The following is a 276-nucleotide window of genomic DNA, read 5'->3' as shown; positions in this document are numbered from 1 at the left end:
CCTCGCCTGATCGCTTGCCTGGCGCAGAACGTATAGCGCAGGCATGCAGAAAAACAGCGGCCACCTTCGGGTGGCCGTTTTGCGTTTTCTGCAATCTGCCATCGCACAATATGACACGACAGATGGCAACGACATCATTGTGAAAAGGCTGGCGATATGCAGCACGACCATTCCATAAGGCATGAGATGAATTATCGCGCCAAGCCCTGCCACTGCGGGGTTCTTCAACCACCAATCGCGCACCTCACCGTTAGTTGCCCATCTAAATATATAGCC

General features: G+C 53.3%; 1 protein-coding gene. It reads right to left on the bottom strand.

The window, feature by feature from the left end; genetic code table 11:
• Nucleotides 1-276: hypothetical protein (locus R0J88_RS19875; protein WP_410900859.1), on the bottom strand; the 276-nt coding region annotated here is incomplete at both ends.

The organism is Pseudoalteromonas sp. SIMBA_162 (assembly GCF_046535955.1).
GTDB classification, from domain to species: Bacteria; Pseudomonadota; Gammaproteobacteria; order Enterobacterales; family Alteromonadaceae; genus Pseudoalteromonas; species Pseudoalteromonas marina.
Note: the sequence above shows the minus strand (reverse complement) of the source record. Positions and strands in the feature narration are given on the sequence as shown.